Source organism: Streptomyces albipurpureus (genome assembly GCF_023701525.1).
Lineage (GTDB): Bacteria > Actinomycetota > Actinomycetes > Streptomycetales > Streptomycetaceae > Streptomyces > Streptomyces albipurpureus.
Genome location: NZ_JAMQAW010000028.1, coordinates 102901 through 116539, shown reverse-complemented (window position 1 = coordinate 116539; position 13639 = coordinate 102901). Strand labels below are relative to the sequence as shown.

Genomic DNA, 13639 nt, shown 5'->3' with positions numbered 1-13639 from the left:
CCATGACGCGTTGGAGTGTTGGACCGTTGGTGGTCCTGGTTCCTTTGGTTCTGTCGGTGCCGTTAGCGGGTCAGCGGCCGTAGCGGATGAGCGCGCGCACCATTCGGCAGGTGGTGTCCGACGGCGGATGGATGCCGATGCGATCGGCCGTCGTCCGTATCCGGCGGTTGTCGGCGGTGGCGGGGTGGTAGACACCGGAGTCGAGCAGGGCGATGGCGAGGCGCATCGCCTTCAACCGGCGGTTGTGTGTCACATACCATTCGCGCGGCTGGCCGGCGGGCAGCCGCTTCTTCTTCGGCGGGGCTTGCTCCGCCGAAGACCCGGCGGTGGACTCGGTGCGTGCGTCGGTCTGCGACGGCTTCCTGATGAGCTTGGCCACGGTCATTGGCAACCTCCAGACAGGCTGGCGGGACCATCCCGAACTACTGCCCATTCTACTCGCTGACACTGACAATCGCCCCTGCTCAGAGGCCATTTGAGGCATGTTGGCCCCGTGTCGCGAGGGGATGGGGTGAACGGGGTGGGGAAGGTGCCGAGGGATGGTGCGGCGGGGCGAACGGGCGCTGGCCCGCCCGAAACGGTCTCGGGAGGATCCGGGCAGATGCGGGCGGGGTTGGTCGCTGCCCATCGCCGTCCGGAAGCCGTCCGCGGGGTGGGGCGAGGCGGGGATGCCCGCCCCGGGTGGTGCGCGGTAGCGGTTCGCCGGCGGCGGCAGTCGGGGGACGAGAGGGGCGAAGGGGTGCGGCGGAACCATCCCCGACGGCCTCCTCGGGGTCCTCCCGGATGGAGGGCCGGCGGGTCGGGCCGGGGGCTTTGATGTGGCAGGGGCGGCGGTACGGTGCTCGGCATGGAGATCTGGATCAACCCAGCCTGTTCCAAGTGCCGCAGCGCCCTGGATCTGCTCGACGGGGAAGGCGCCCGCTACACCGTGCGGCGCTATCTGGAGGATGTCCCGAGCGAGGACGAAATCCGGGAGGTGCTGGGACGCCTCACGCTTGAGCCCTGGGACATCGCTCGCAGCCAGGAACCCGAGGCAAAGGCCCTGGGGTTGGCGGAGTGGGCCCGCGAGGACGGCTCGCGTGAACGCTGGATCGAGGCACTGGCCCGCCATCCGCGGCTGATCCAGCGTCCGATCATCACCGCGGACGACGGCACGGCTGTGGTGGCGCGAGACGATGAAGCTGTACGCGAGGCGCTCAGGCGTCAAGGAGATGCCCCGACGCACTGATGCGTCAGCGTGGTCTGGGCAGGAGCCGAACGAAGTCGGGTACCGGAGCGGACAGCGCCCCGGCGCCGAGTATCGAGCATCGACGGCCCGAACTGGGCTGGGGCTGGGGATGAGGCCTCCCCTGACCCATGCGTGGGCGATGCCCCACGGGCCGGGCCGTCGCCAAGGCCGTCGGTGAGGCCGGAGTCGACCACAGCGAAACGGGCCAGCCTCGGGACAGGCTCATCGGGACAGATGCACCCGGGCAGGCTCATCGACGGGCTCGCGCAGGCGGTCGGTTCGACCAGCTCGTCCAATCAACTCATCTGGTCAGCTCGCCCAATGAACTCATCCGATCAACTCAGTTGCGACTCCGCCGCTGCCAGGATCTCCGTCAGACGCAGTCCAAAGCGAGCGTCGCAGCCATGCGGACGCCCGGTCCGTGCGGACTCCAGCAGGGCGTCCATCGCCCGGTGGAACGAAGTGACCGCGTCCGACCACTGCGGCAGCATCACTCGCCCCTGGTCCCCGATCAATTCGATGCCGGCGCCCGATGCCTTCGGCGGGGCACTCAGGCCCACCGATGTGGTGCTGGAAGCACCCGACTCATGGCGAAGCACCAGATGGACCGTGTCCCGGGGGCCTCGGGCCGCGGTCACCTGGGTGACATCTCCGAGCACCGGTATCAGTACGGACAGCACATGGGGTCCGACATCCCATAGTCCGCCCTTCTCCCGGCGCCAGCGGGAGGCCGCGAAGGAACCGGTTTGGGGCGGAGCGTCATCCGCGGCATAGAGGGAACCGAGCCACTGGGCGTGGGCCGTGAACCAGCCGCCCATCGCGGCCTGCTGCTCGATCCAGGGCTCGGTGTCCACGGCGAAGCGCAGGGTGCAGAACACCACCGAGGCGACGTCTGCCCCCTCCACCGCGTCGGTCACCGAGCGCGCGGCAGCCACGGTTGTCGCGATCGGTTTGTCCAGCAGCAGATGACAGCCCGCCCGCGCCGCACGAACGGCGAAGGGCGCCTGCACATCAGGTGGCAGCGCAAACGCGACGGCGTCGCAGGAGGCGAGGAGCTCCTCGACGCCCTGATCACCGCTGAACGCCCGGGTGCCATGGGCAGCGGCCAGCGCGGCAGCCGCCTCCTCCCGCCGCGCCCACACCCCCGCGAACTCGATACCGCCATGGGTGGCGAGGGCGGGCGCCTGGGTCTGCTCTGCCCAGGGGCCGGCCCCCAGCAGCCCCCACCGGGGCTTCCGCACGGACATGAGATCAGTCATGGCCTCAGTGTGCCCGCCCACGGATATTCCCGTAGCGGCCTGTGGACAAGGTGCTAGGTTTTCCGGGCCGGCCGCGGGACTCCGGTGCGACTTCCGGGACTTGCCTTTGAAGCAGTGATTTCGCTGATCGCGCCCTCATTCCCCGGCCGGCTTCCCCTGCCGGAGCTAGCGAGGTGCCCCATCTCGCCGGCTGTTCGCCGCGAGGCCAAAGCACCCTGTGGACAACACAAGGGATCAGGCGCATCAGGCAGCGGCCGGGGACGGGGCAGGTGACGAGCAGCCGCATAGGGGCGGGGAGGGCCTGTCTCCTCTGGGCGAGAGGACCATCGGTGAAGCGAGCGGAGGGGCCATGACCGGGACGAAGGAGAGCTTCGCCGATCTGATAGCGGCCGAGGACGTACTACTCTTCGTGAATGCCGCGGTCACGGCGACTGGTCAGCGGGAGTTCCATTCCCGGGCGGACCACCAGCGTCTGTCGCTGTCCTTCCTGCACGAGTACGTACGAGTCAACTACCGCTCCATCTACGCCGCGGTCCTCGCCCTCGACATCAACGACCACAACGCCGTCCGCATCATCGTGGAACTGCTGTGCACGGCGGATGAGGCCGACCCGGAGCAGAAGCGGACCGAGGGCCGTCTGATCGCCGCCCGACTGGCCGCCCTGCCGCCGCAGCGCGTCTACCGGGCCTTCCACGCACTGCGCAGTGCCAAGGTCAACAACCGCCGTACCCGGGCGATTCAGCGGGACTGGCTGGCTGCTCGCGCCGACCTCGCCCATGACGCGGTGAAGTACCGCAGCGCTCTCAAGACGGTCGCCCGCCACACCCACAACCCACTCGACGGCGAGTTGGGCGCGTTTCTCTTCCGCCCGGGGAAGAGCACGCGCTATTCCGACCCCCGTCTCGATGCCTACCGGCGCGCCCGCTACGAGCAGGACGCGATCTACGAGCTGCCGTTCACCATCGCCGAGGGCTTCGCCGCGAAGCACGGTGTGCCTCGCGCTCGCTTCCTGGAGCGGATCGCGCCGCGTATGACCCGCTTGGAGCGACTGCGTACGCAGAGCACGACCGGCGACACCACCGGCACCACCACCGATCTGACCGTGATGCCACTCACTCGGCTCGCCCTGTTCGTCCTCTCCCTTCCCCGCGCGGAGCGGCACCTCCGGCGGGCGGAGCTGACGGCCGCCCTACGGGCGTCAGCGCTGCGGGCCGCGGGTCCCTACGCCGGGAGCTGGGGCAGGGTTTCGGCCGTTCTGGACGACAGCTACTCGTCGTACGGATCGGGGGTGAAGCGCCGCCGACCGCTCGCGGTCGCCTTGGGTGCCCACTTCCTGTTGGAGGCGCTGGCTGGTTCCTACGGTGCGCACTGGACGTCGGGGGGCCGTGATCCGCTGATGGTCCGGCCCTGGGGCCCGAGCCCGCTCGGCAGCCGGGTACTCGACGCCCTGGAGGATTCTCCCGAGCGATTGGTGATCGTCTCTGACGGCTTTGACAACGCGCCCCCAGGACTGGCCGGTGAGGTGCTGCGGGTGTGGCGTACCCGGCTCGATCCGGAGCGACGCACCAGCATCGTCCATCTGAACCCGGTCTACGACGCCGAGGGTTTTGATGTGCGTCGGTTGGCGCCCAGTGTCCCCACGGCCGGCATCCGTGACGCGGAGGACCTTGCGGCGCTGGTGGAGATCGCGCAGTTCACCGAGGGGCGTACCGGACTCCCGGAGCTGCTGGCCTATCTCGACCGCCGGACGGAGCGTTTTCTGACCGCTCAGAAGGCCGACCGGAAGGCCGACCGGAAGGCCCTTCAGCAGCACCGTCAGAGGACCGATCAGCAGAGCAACCAGCCAGGCGACCAGCAGGGCGATCAGAGCTCCAGCCGGAAGGCCGACCAGGGGAAGGGGGGACGATGAACAAGCTGGATCTGTCCGGGGTGAGCGCCATGCCTTCCCAGGTGTGGGGCGGCATCCGATTGGTGCCCCTGGTGCGTGAGGCCCCGGTCGCCGGGCTGCGGCTGCACCATGAGATCTACCGCCATGCCTTGGGCGCGGTGGACGTCGGCCCCCGTACGCGGTACCTCTCGTACATTCCGCACGGCTTCATCGCGGATTGGTCGGGTGACGGCGGACAGTCAGCCGCCTACGGCACGCAGCTGGCCGGTTCGGCCCCCACCGGGACGGACTGCGTTCCCATTCGGCTGCACCACGGGCTCGCCAAGCGTCGGCGCCAGAAGGGGGTCACCGAGAAGCGGCTGCGGTTCCTTCCGCTGCATCTGGCGCTGGAGGGCTATTTGGCGCTGCACTTCGGTGGGCCGTCGGTGATCTGGGACGAGTGGTCGCAAGCGGCGGTACGGCAGGGGATGTCACCGCGCGCCGAGGCTGCGTACGCGGGCTGGCAGGTGCCGGGGCTCGGGCAGGCGCTACGGATCTTCGAGCTCCATCCGCGACAGTGCGGGGTGCTGGTGTACACGGCGGACGCACTGGCGGCTGCCTTCGTCGTGCCGCATCCGGATGACTATCGTGCGCTGCACCCCTCGCTGATCGAGGACCTCTACGGCGAGCTGGTGCACCAGTACGCCTTCTACGGTGGTCCCGTGCCGGCCTTCGACGCGCGGATCGGTGGGGAGCGCCACATTCGGAGTCTGGCGGATCTGCGGGCGGCGGCCCGGGCGCAGGAGCGCAGCTGGACCGAGAACCATGACGCGCTGATGGCGAACCGCCTGCTGAACCCCTCGTACCACTTCGAGCGGGTGTACCGGATGGGGGAGTTCGGGCTGTGGCGTTTTCTGCCGTCGTTCGGGCGCGGGGAGCCGGAGCAGCACATCGGGGAGGCGATCTGTGACCACAAGGGGCGGGTGGCCTATCTCAAGACGTTCCGACTCTCCGAGGCGCAGATCCGTCGCGGTCATCTGCTGAACGGGCTGTACGACCACGACTGGCAGCTGAATCGCACGGCGCAGGCCCTGGGGATCGACCGGGGTCAGTTGGTCGGCAGGATCCATGACGCGGGTTTTTCGTCACTGCTGAAGCACGGGGTGGAGCGCGCGGGCCGAAGGTGAACCCGGGGTGGCGTCGGCATGAGCCGGGTGGCGTTCGCATGGACGAGATGACGGTGGCGTAAACGGGGGCCGGGCGTCGACTGGGGACGGCAGGGGCATGGGTGACCTGGGCATTTGGTGCGCTAGCGGCCTGGATACCCCTCCCATCCCTGAGGCCGCACCACCCCCACGTAACACGGGGTTCATCTTCGGGCAATGGTGGGGAAATCGCCCTTTGCGACAGTGGCGGTGATACAGCAGCACCCGCAAAGGATGAGACCCGTGACCTTCAAGGCTGAGTACATCTGGATCGACGGCACCGAACCGACCGCCAAGCTCCGTTCCAAGACGAAGATCCTGACCAAGGGCGAGGAACTGCCCCTCTGGGGCTTTGACGGGTCCAGCACCAACCAGGCCGAGGGCCGCTCGTCGGACTGTGTGCTGAAGCCGGTCTACTCCTGCCCGGACCCGATCCGGGGCGGTGACGACGTACTGGTGCTGTGTGAGGTCCTCAACACGGATCTGACTCCGCACCGCTCCAACACCCGGGCGCAGCTGGTCGAGACGGCCGAGCGGTTCGGCGCGCAGGAACCGATCTTCGGTATCGAGCAGGAGTACACCTTCTTCGAGGGCGAGCGGCCGCTCGGCTTCCCGATCGGCGGCTTCCCCGCCCCTCAGGGTGGTTACTACTGCGGTGTCGGTGTCGATGAGATCCACGGCCGCGATGTGGTGGAGGCGCATCTGGAGAACTGCCTCACCGCCGGGTTGGGCATCTCCGGAATCAACGCCGAGGTGATGCCGGGACAGTGGGAGTTCCAGGTAGGTCCGCTCACCCCGGTCGTGGTCTCGGATCAGCTGTGGATCGCGCGCTGGCTGCTCTACCGCACCGCCGAGGACTTCCGGGTGTCGGCGACCTTGGAGCCGAAGCCGGTGAAGGGTGACTGGAACGGCGCGGGCGCGCACACCAACTTCTCCACCAAGGCCATGCGTGAGGACGGCGGATATCCGGCCATCATCACCGCATGTGAGTCCCTGGGCGAGGGGTCCAAGCCGCTCGACCACGTCAAGAACTACGGCGCGGGCATCGACGACCGGCTCACCGGGCTGCACGAGACCGCTCCTTGGAACGAGTACAGCTACGGCGTCTCGGACCGGGGTGCTTCGGTCCGCATCCCGTGGCAGGTCGAGAAGGACGGCAAGGGCTACATCGAGGACCGTCGCCCCAACGCCAACGTCGACCCGTATGTGGTGACCCGGTTGCTCGTGGACACGTGCTGCACCGCGCTGGAGAAGGCCGGGCGGGTCTGATCCCGCACGGGCTCCCGCGGGGGCCTCGCGCCGATACCGCGTTGATCTCGCACCGTTCTCGTATCGACCTCGCGCTGGTCCAGCGCTGACCATGGTGGCCACGCGCGGGCCCTGGGCCGGTCTCGCACTGATACGTACCGCTTTCGAAGGGGCGTTCGCCATACGGCGGCGCCCCTTCTCGGCGTCTTGGGCGCTGTCGAATTCTTTCGTCGCCTATGTTTTTTTTGTCACCTTCTGTTCTGGTGTCGGCTGTCAGCGGGGCATGCCATGGTGACCCGTATGTTGGAGATCAAGGTGATGACCGAAGACGATGAGCAGCATGTCCGAGTGACGTCCTCGAAGCTGGCGGAACTGGTGCGCCGAACCAGGGAGGGGGACGGGGACCGGCGTTCTCTGCTGATCCAGCGGATACCCGATCTCCCGGATGTCTTCATCCAGGTGCGGCGCGGCCCGGAGGCTCACTTCGACGTCGAGTACCGCGAGGGGCCGCGCCCCATGCTCCAACAGGAAGCGCGGTTCACGGACGCGGAGTCCGTGGCCCGGCTGCTGACCGGCTGGGCACAGGGGGAGGACGAGTGGCGCGCGGGTGGCCAGTGGACGCCCGTGGATCTGGGCCCCGAGCCGGGACCGGTGCCCGAGTTGGACGATGGCGTCCGTCAGGAACTGGAGCGACTGGTCCGTCAGCAGCTCATCGCCGGATACAGCACCCGGAGCCGGTTGGTGGAGAGGGTCCGCGATCACTTCCGGGTGACCGGAGATGGCCTCGAAGCGGCTGATGGCGGGGAGGACGGGGGTGAGAGCAGCCGCGACGGGAGCGGGACGAGCGGCGCGGACGATCCCCGGGGTGCGGGTGAGGTCCCCGACGGGGAGCCGGCCGGGAGCGCTGGCGCGAGTGATCGGCGTGAGGGTGGTCGCCGAGGCTCCGCCGTGGTCGTCACCACTGGTCAGGCGGAGTCGCTGGTGAACCGGCTGTGGTTGGAGCGGGTCGCCGAGCAGTCCGAGTGGGAGGGCGAGACCGACCCGGAGCGGCTGGCCCGCGCCTTCGCCGCCCTGGACGCCTCGGGCATCACCGCCCGGGAGAATTTCGCCTGCTGCCACTCCTGCGGCCAGGCCGAAATAGGTGGTGCCGGTTCGCCCACGGCTCGCGGTTTTGTCTACTTCCACGCGCAGACGGCTGAGCAGGCGTCAGAGCGTGGACTGCTGCTGCACTACGGCGGGTTCGACAGCTCGGCCGACACGACGAGGGCCATCGGTCGAGAAGTGGTTTCGGCGCTCACCGAGGTGGGGCTTGCCACGGACTGGAACGACGATCCGAGTAAGGCGATCGAGGTCCCGCTGGAGTGGCGCAGGCGGCTCGTGGGTTGAGCGCGCGGGCGCACAGCGTGTGGGCGGTGCGGAAGCGGGCGCGGGTCGGTGCGCTTGCCGGTTCTCGGCGGATCCACCGGCGGGGAAGTCAGTCCCCCGCGCCCCACCGACAGCATTTCGCCAACCCTTCTGCCTGCGGAAACGGGATGTGATGAGACTCGCGTCTCGATCCCTGAGAGGGACCCTCGTTCGCATCGTGTTCATCTGATTCAATGAGCCCCATGGCCAGCCTTGAGAATCTCGCGACAGGTCGCAGCGACCTTGAGCCGTTCTGGCCGTCCCGGCAGCATCATGACTTCGACCGGGTGTGTTGCCGCGCGGTGAACGCGCAGGCCCTCTAAAGCCGTTTCCCCCGGCCTTCGGCCAGCGCGCATGACGTACGTCCGTCCCTACGGCTCGACGAATCCTCCGCGCGAAAGAGAGCTGACCTCTCATGGCGAACCCCCGTTCCTTTTCCTCCCTTCCGGCTGTCTCCGGTGCCCCTGCGGCAGCCGCCGTCGACAGCGGGCCGCTGAACCCCGTCCGTCATCGATTGCGTGCCGTCGACCGCGATGAGGTCGCGCCCCTGGGCAGCACCGGTAACCGTCGCAGTGTGGTGGACTTCCTCCCACCCGGAGCGACTTGGCTGCCCGCACCCCAGCACAGCGTGCCCAGCCTGCCCGGCCATCCGCCGATGGTGGGCTATCTCGTTCTCGTACCCGCCGACCAGCAGCTACCGCTACCGGCTCCGGCCGCCCCAGCAGCAGCCGCTCCCCCCTACCCGTCCCTCGCGAGCGAGGCCGGTGTCAGCGAATCGGGCCCGGTGCGGATCGATCCGGTGGAGCGGGTCGCGCTGGTGGCGGGGCGGGCGCTGGACCTGACGTATCTGGAGTTCGAACTCCTGGCGCATCTGGTGGCGTACCCGCATCGGGTGCACACCCGCGATCAGTTGGTGACCACCGTGTGGGGCTATGGGCATGTGGGCGACGGGCGGACCGTCGATGTCCATGTCGCCCGGCTGCGCCGCAAGCTCGGTGCCGAGCACCGGCGCACCATCAAGACCGTGCGCCGGGTCGGCTACAAGTACACCCCGTGAGTGCTGGGCCCGGTCCCGTGGTGACACGCGGACCGGGCCCCGTCCGTTCTGCGACGACACGAGCTAGGCGCGGGCGCGGACCTTCGCCATCAGCCCTATCGCCAGGTCGAGCACCAGGAACATGACCAGGGTGATGCCGAGCAACGGTACGAACCAGCCGATGAGCGCGGTGACCGCGGCCAACGGCAGCAGCACGACCACCGGGACCTTGCGCCATGTGCCCCGCGCAACGGGGCGGCCGAATGCGAGCTTCCGCCCCTTGGTCGGCCTGCGCAACCACCACATCCGATAGCCCCACAGGGTCAGCATGATCGTGGCGACCATCAGCAGCGCCAGTGCCAGTTGGTTGGTCAGGCCGAGGAACACGCCCATATGCGCGTCGATGCCGAAGCGCGTCAGTTGGGCCAGTACGGGGTAGTCGGCGAACCTCAGTTCATCGATGACCTCACCGCTCGCCGGATCGACCGCGGCCGAGTCCAGATGGACGGGGAAGCTGGCGTCCGTCTCCCTGATCACATAGCCGGTGCCCTCGCTGGGCAGCACGATCGCGAGCGATCCGTCGATCCCGACCGCCCGCGCGGACTGCAGCGCCTTGTCGATGCCGACATCCGCGCCCTGGTGCGCCTCACCGTGACCCGCGCCATGGCCCTCATGGTCACCGCCACCGCCGGAGCCGCCGTCCAGCACCGCGGAGACGGCCGGGGTCGCACCACCGAGCTGGTCCTGGACGGCGCCGATGTTCTCGCCCGCGTACCGCGACCAGGTCAGTCCGGTCGCGGAGAGCAGCACCAGACCGATGGTCGCCCACAGGCCGATGGCGCCGTGCCAGGACAGCGTACGGCGACGGCCCTTGGCGCCCCGCTCGGGCAGCACCAGGGCGCGCTTGTTGCGGCGGCGACGGCCGAGCCAGAGCACCAGACCGCCGAGGGCGACCACCCAGAGCCAACTGGCGGCCAGTTCGCTGTAGTAGCGGCCGAGGTCACCGAGGTGGAGGTCGCGATGGAGCTCATCGGTCCAGGCGCGCACCGGAAGGGCTCCCGAGCCGCCGTAGGAGGGGAGTGCTCCGCGTATCTCGGCGGTGTACGGATCGACGAAGACGGCGAGGGACTTGTTCTCATCGACCTTGGGCGAACTCATCAGCACCCGAGTGGTCGCGCCGTCCTCAGAGCTGGGCCAGACGGCGGTCACCGTGCCATCGGGCCGGGCCTCTTGGGCCGCCTTGACCTGCTGGGCGAGAGGCAGGGCCCGGTCACCGACCGGGACCTCCAGCTCATGGCTGTAGATGATCTTCTCTGCCTGGAAGGAGAGTGCGTACAGCAGACCGCTGGCGGCGGCTATCAGCAGCAGCGGGGCCACCAGCAGCCCGGCGTAGAAGTGGATACGGAGGACGAGGGGCCGCAGTGCGCTCCAGGTGGAGGTGGAGGCTGCGGTCTCCTGTTCGGTCTCGGTGGTGCCCTGGACAGGGACGTCAATGGCCATGGTCATCCTGGGGAGTTGGTGTGACATGGGGAATCGACCCCAGGTCAGACGGCTGCTCCAGGGGTCGTGGCACGGGGAGTGAGCACCGTGGGCGGGCCACGGCGCACCAGGGTGTGACCGAGGAGAAGAGTGCTGCGGCGGATGGCCAGCGGCCGTCGCGCCGGCGCCGGCCGTGGATTGTCCGGCAGCAGGACGACGGTGAGCAGCAGCCGCAGCGGTGTGAAGGCGAGTGAGGTGGCCGCGGCGGCCAGCCGGAAGAACGCGGACTCGCCGTGCGCCAGCCAGAGCGCGCAGAACGCGGCGGCGGCCAGATGCGCCGCGACCATGGTGAGGGAGGACTGGCCCAGCGGTGCGGCGTCGGGAGGTACCGCCGTGGCCATATGGTCGACCGCTCCCATGGCGGAGTGGGGCGGGGCGGGTGGTGGCGCCGCGGTATGGCCTTGGACGCGCGCGAAGAACAGATGGAGCGCGCCCTGCATCGCCAGCAGGCCCAGTCCGATGGAGAGGGTGCCGCGGCGTCTTCCGGCCGCGAGCCAGGCGCAGCCGGCGGTCACCGGGAGGACGGGCAGCAGTACGAGGAGCGGTAGGTCGTGCCCAGATGTGAAGGAATGCCCCATGGCCGCCAAGGAGCAGCAGATCGCCGCGAAAAGTGCGGCCCGCAGAGCGCGCAGTGGCGACCGGGCATCCGTCATGGTGCGCACATGCTGCCATCACCCGGGCGGCTGTGGGAGAGGCGGGAACGTTCTGATCTCTGGGACTGCTGGCAACGCTGGGGCGATTGCTGTGCAAACAGCACTCTTCTGGCAGCAGAAGTCCTGTTCACCTGGGGAGGGAGGAGGCAGAGTCAACGTATGAGACTTCTGATTCTGGGTGGTACGGAGTTCGCGGGTCGGGCGGTGGCGGAGGCGGCTCTCGCCCGCGGTTGGGAGGTCACCGTCTTCCATCGGGGTCGGCATGAGGCTCCGCCCGGTACGACGGAGCTGCTGGGCGATCGGACCGAGCCGAACGGGCTGGCCGCGCTCGCCGAAGGCGGTTGGGACGTGGTGCTCGACACCTGGTCGGCGGCGCCCTGGGTGGTGCGGGACTCGGCCCGGCTGTTGGCCGACCGGGTGGGCCGCTATGTCTATGTGTCGAGTTGTTCGGTGTACACCTGGCCGGTGGCGGTCGGCTATGACGAGTCGGCGCCGGTGGTGGAGTCCTCCTCGGACGCGGACGGCGTCCCCTACGCGGAGGCCAAGCGGGGTGGTGAACTGGCGGCGTTGGACGCCTTGGGCGCCGATCGGACACTGCTGGTGCGCTTGGGGCTGCTCCTCGGCCCCTGGGAGAACATCGGCCGACTGCCCTGGTGGCTGGGCCGGATCGCCCGCGGCGGTCCGGTGCTGGCGCCCGGGCCTGGTCGGACGCCGTTGCAGTTCATCGATGTCCGTGACTTCGCCGAGTGGACGCTGTCGGCGGCCGCCGCCGGGCTCAGTGGTCCGTACAACCTCGCCAGCGAGCCGGCGCACACCACGATGGAGGAGTTGCTGACGGCCTGTGTCCAGGTCACCGGGTCCGGGGCGGAGCTGCGCTGGACGGAGCCGGGGAGGATTCTGGCGGCGGGTGTCGAGCCATGGAGTGATCTGCCGATCTGGGTGCCGCGGGCGGAGGCCGCCGATCTCCACAACGCGGTGTACGGGTTGAGTGTGGTGCGGGCGCTGGGAACCGGGCTGCGGTGCCGGCCGGCTGCCGAAACGGTCGCCGACACCTGGTCGTGGCTCCAATCGGTCGGCGGTAGGGCCGAGTTGCGGCCGGACCGCCCAAAGGTGGGGCTTGACCCGGTGGTGGAGGCGAAGCTCCTGGGGGTGTGAGGAGGCCGGTGCGGTAGGGCTCGGCCGCGAGGCCCGCGCACCTCAAGCGGGCTTCGGCCCCGGCTCGGCCCAAGTGGTGATGGCCTGGTTCATGAGGTTCACCACCACACCATGGCCCGGCACGCAGCACTGCCCCGACCATGGCGGTCCCCCCAGCCCCCAGGCCCGTATCGCTGAAGCCCATCTCCCCAAGGTCCGTGTCGTCCGATGACTTTCCGTGCTCCGGAGCGTCTTCTTCTCGGTGGGCCGTTGCTTCCAGCGGCTCCCACCCGCGGTGTGCACTCACCGCGCCCATGCGCTCAGGAGGACGAACATGCTGATTGTGTCCGGTTGGATCGCGGTCGATCCGGAGGCGCGAGAGGGCTATCTGGCCGGGTGCCGCCGGGTTGTCGAGGAGGCGCGGGCCACCCCCGGTTGCCTGGACTTCGTCCTGTCGGCGGACCCGTTGGAGGCCGATCGGATCACCGTGTACGAGCGGTGGGCATCGGATGCCGAACTGGCGGGGTTCCGTGGCTCCGGGCCGGAACCGGAGCAGACCGCGGAGATCCGGGACGCGCAGGTGCACAAGTACCGCATCTCCGCGATCGAGCCGCCGTGACCACCGTGACCACCGTGCTGGGCCGTAACTACCCCTGGTGGGGAGACTCCAGGGTCGGTATGCACGGTGACAGCAGCCGCTCCGTGGACTCGCTGACCCGTCCGCGTACCAGACTCAGCACCCGCACCGCGTTCTCATGGGCGGGGTCCTCGTCATCGCGGATGTGGAGCAGGCCGTAGGAGCCGGGGGCCAGCGCGCCGACCTCGGCGAAGAGGTCGAGCGCGGCGGTTGAGGAAGCACGGTGGTTGGTGTGTCCGGCGAGATGGAGGAACAGCTCTCCGTTCATCCAGCGGAGATCCAGCAGTGCCGTGGTGCGGGATTCCATCTGCTCGATCCGTCGGCGCAGCTCGGCGGCGATCTCCCGCGAGGCGCTCTCGCTGTCATCGTCCAACGAGCTCTCCCGGACCGTCACCCAGCCGTGGTACTCAAACACCCTCCCGATCCTAC

Annotated in this window: 13 protein-coding genes; 8 read left to right on the top strand and 5 right to left on the bottom strand. The window is 69.0% G+C overall.

All coding sequences use genetic code 11. The features are described 5' to 3' along the window. Positions 1–70 precede the first annotated feature (70 nt). Entirely contained in the window at positions 71–385 is a 315-nt protein-coding gene (locus NBG84_RS22675) for a hypothetical protein (RefSeq protein WP_250921396.1), read from the bottom strand. Positions 386–847: 462 nt separating this feature from the next. Here NBG84_RS22675 and NBG84_RS22670 point away from each other — a divergent pair, with 462 nt between their 5' ends. Continuing rightward, positions 848–1228 (top strand): ArsC/Spx/MgsR family protein, encoded by a 381-nt coding sequence (locus tag NBG84_RS22670; RefSeq protein ID WP_250921395.1) that lies wholly within the window; start codon positions 848–850, stop codon positions 1226–1228. A gap of 335 nt (positions 1229–1563) precedes the next feature. Here NBG84_RS22670 and NBG84_RS22665 read toward each other — a convergent pair whose 3' ends face one another. Beyond that, a complete protein-coding gene (locus NBG84_RS22665; protein WP_250921394.1) occupies positions 1564–2487 on the bottom strand; it encodes a Gfo/Idh/MocA family protein in 924 nt (307 codons plus the stop codon). A 349-nt stretch (positions 2488–2836) separates the two neighbouring features. On the opposite strand from NBG84_RS22665, the gene NBG84_RS22660 reads away from it, so the two are divergent. From NBG84_RS22660 to NBG84_RS22640, 5 genes are all read left to right on the top strand, one after another. Beyond that, on the top strand, positions 2837–4396 hold the full coding sequence (locus NBG84_RS22660) for a hypothetical protein (RefSeq protein ID WP_250921393.1): 1560 nt from the start codon (positions 2837–2839) through the stop codon (positions 4394–4396). Further along, positions 4393–5541: an ARPP-2 domain-containing protein gene (locus tag NBG84_RS22655; protein ID WP_250921392.1), complete on the top strand. Its 1149-nt coding sequence runs from the start codon at positions 4393–4395 to the stop codon at positions 5539–5541. Before NBG84_RS22660 ends, NBG84_RS22655 begins: the two co-directional genes overlap by 4 nt. A gap of 261 nt (positions 5542–5802) precedes the next feature. Continuing rightward, positions 5803–6828 carry a glutamine synthetase gene (glnII, locus tag NBG84_RS22650; RefSeq protein ID WP_250921391.1) on the top strand — a complete coding sequence of 342 codons (1026 nt, stop codon included), beginning with the start codon at positions 5803–5805 and terminating at the stop codon, positions 6826–6828. A 279-nt stretch (positions 6829–7107) separates the two neighbouring features. Continuing rightward, a complete protein-coding gene (locus NBG84_RS22645) occupies positions 7108–8193 on the top strand; it encodes a DUF6891 domain-containing protein (RefSeq protein WP_250921390.1) in 1086 nt (361 codons plus the stop codon). A gap of 433 nt (positions 8194–8626) precedes the next feature. Further along, complete coding sequence (locus NBG84_RS22640) at positions 8627–9268, top strand: winged helix-turn-helix domain-containing protein (protein WP_250921389.1); 642 nt, start codon at positions 8627–8629, stop codon at positions 9266–9268. A 63-nt stretch (positions 9269–9331) separates the two neighbouring features. On the opposite strand, the gene NBG84_RS22635 is transcribed toward NBG84_RS22640, so the two are convergent. Both NBG84_RS22635 and NBG84_RS22630 read right to left on the bottom strand, forming a co-directional pair. After that, on the bottom strand, positions 9332–10747 hold the full coding sequence (locus tag NBG84_RS22635; protein ID WP_250921388.1) for a PepSY-associated TM helix domain-containing protein: 1416 nt from the start codon (positions 10745–10747) through the stop codon (positions 9332–9334). A 44-nt stretch (positions 10748–10791) separates the two neighbouring features. Further along, entirely contained in the window at positions 10792–11439 is a 648-nt protein-coding gene (locus NBG84_RS22630) for a hypothetical protein (RefSeq protein WP_250921387.1), read from the bottom strand. A 159-nt stretch (positions 11440–11598) separates the two neighbouring features. Here NBG84_RS22630 and NBG84_RS22625 point away from each other — a divergent pair, with 159 nt between their 5' ends. Together NBG84_RS22625 and NBG84_RS22620 are read left to right on the top strand one after the other, a co-directional pair. Next, entirely contained in the window at positions 11599–12594 is a 996-nt protein-coding gene (locus tag NBG84_RS22625; RefSeq protein WP_250921386.1) for an NAD-dependent epimerase/dehydratase family protein, read from the top strand. Between the two features lie 313 nt (positions 12595–12907). Next, complete coding sequence (locus tag NBG84_RS22620; RefSeq protein WP_250921385.1) at positions 12908–13192, top strand: putative quinol monooxygenase; 285 nt, start codon at positions 12908–12910, stop codon at positions 13190–13192. A gap of 28 nt (positions 13193–13220) precedes the next feature. Here the strand turns inward: NBG84_RS22620 and NBG84_RS22615 are convergent, their stop codons facing one another. After that, entirely contained in the window at positions 13221–13625 is a 405-nt protein-coding gene (locus NBG84_RS22615; RefSeq protein WP_250921384.1) for an Imm7 family immunity protein, read from the bottom strand. Between the last annotated feature and the right edge of the window lie 14 nt (positions 13626–13639).

Coding starts and splice junctions, on each gene's coding strand:
- NBG84_RS22675 (WP_250921396.1), bottom strand. CDS start 385: ATGACCGTGGCCAAGCTCATCAGGAAGCCGTCGCAGACCGACGCACGC.
- NBG84_RS22670 (WP_250921395.1), top strand. CDS start 848: ATGGAGATCTGGATCAACCCAGCCTGTTCCAAGTGCCGCAGCGCCCTG.
- NBG84_RS22665 (WP_250921394.1), bottom strand. CDS start 2,487: ATGACTGATCTCATGTCCGTGCGGAAGCCCCGGTGGGGGCTGCTGGGG.
- NBG84_RS22660 (WP_250921393.1), top strand. CDS start 2,837: ATGACCGGGACGAAGGAGAGCTTCGCCGATCTGATAGCGGCCGAGGAC.
- NBG84_RS22655 (WP_250921392.1), top strand. CDS start 4,393: ATGAACAAGCTGGATCTGTCCGGGGTGAGCGCCATGCCTTCCCAGGTG.
- NBG84_RS22645 (WP_250921390.1), top strand. CDS start 7,108: ATGTTGGAGATCAAGGTGATGACCGAAGACGATGAGCAGCATGTCCGA.
- NBG84_RS22640 (WP_250921389.1), top strand. CDS start 8,627: ATGGCGAACCCCCGTTCCTTTTCCTCCCTTCCGGCTGTCTCCGGTGCC.
- NBG84_RS22635 (WP_250921388.1), bottom strand. CDS start 10,747: ATGGCCATTGACGTCCCTGTCCAGGGCACCACCGAGACCGAACAGGAG.
- NBG84_RS22630 (WP_250921387.1), bottom strand. CDS start 11,439: ATGACGGATGCCCGGTCGCCACTGCGCGCTCTGCGGGCCGCACTTTTC.
- NBG84_RS22625 (WP_250921386.1), top strand. CDS start 11,599: ATGAGACTTCTGATTCTGGGTGGTACGGAGTTCGCGGGTCGGGCGGTG.
- NBG84_RS22620 (WP_250921385.1), top strand. CDS start 12,908: ATGCTGATTGTGTCCGGTTGGATCGCGGTCGATCCGGAGGCGCGAGAG.